Source organism: Cellulomonas biazotea (genome assembly GCF_004306155.1).
Classification (GTDB): Bacteria; Actinomycetota; Actinomycetes; order Actinomycetales; family Cellulomonadaceae; genus Cellulomonas; species Cellulomonas biazotea.
The window spans coordinates 1-937 of sequence record NZ_BIMR01000318.1; the positions used below are offsets into that span (position 1 = coordinate 1).

Consider the following 937-nt stretch of genomic DNA (forward strand, 5'->3'; position numbering starts at 1 on the left):
CGACGGTCCTCCGGCTGGGTCATCGGCCGCGTCGCGGGCGCCCCGATCATCCTCGCGCCGAGCTGGCTGCTCGCCGCGGTCGTGCTCACGCTGCTGTTCGCGCCCACGGTGCGCAGCTGGTCGCCCGGTCTCGGCGGACGCGTCTACGCCGTCGCGCTCGTCTTCGTCGTCCTGCTGTTCGCCTCGGTCCTCGTGCACGAGCTCGCCCACGGGCTCGTCGCGCGCGCCCGCGGGCAGCAGCCGCAGGAGTTCGTCCTCACGCTGCTCGGCGGGCACACGTCGTTCGGCGTCGCGGCGCCCACGGCCGGGACGAACGCGCTGGTCGCCGTCGCGGGGCCGGTCGCCAACCTGGTCCTCGGCGGTGCCTTCCTCGCGGCCGCGAACGCCGTCGGCACGGGCTCGCTGCTCGGGCTCATGCTCTTCGCCGGCGCGTTCTCCAACGGGTTCGTCGGCGTCTTCAACCTGCTCCCGGGTCTGCCGCTCGACGGCGGCGCGGTGCTGCAGTCGGCCGTGTGGGCGGCCACCGGCAACCGTCACACCGGGACCGTCGTCGCCGCCTGGTGCGGTCGCGTCGTCGCCGTCGGGGTCTTCGCGTGGGCGTTCGTCCTGCCGTTCGCCCAGGGCCGCCAGCCGCAGCTCACCGACGCCGTCTGGGGCGCTCTCATCGGCGCGTTCCTGTGGACCGGCGCCTCGGGCGCCATGCGCGGCGCGCGGACCCAGGACGCGGTCGACCGGCTCACGGTCGAGACCGTCGGGCACCGCGCCGCCGCCGTCGGCCACACCGACTCGGTCGCCCACGCGTCCTCCGTCGCCGCGGCCGCGGGCGCCGACGACGTCGTCGTGCTCGCGCCCGACGGCCGGCCCGCGGCCTACGTGGACCGTGCGGCCGCCGCCGGCGTGCCCGCGCACGCGGCCGGGACGACGCCCGTCACGTCCG

The 937-nt window shown here is 77.1% G+C and carries 1 protein-coding gene; it reads left to right on the plus strand.

Annotation, left to right across the window (positions count from 1 at the left end):
* Window positions 1-937: site-2 protease family protein (locus CBZ_RS17665; protein ID WP_130782789.1), on the plus strand; the 937-nt coding region annotated here is incomplete at both ends.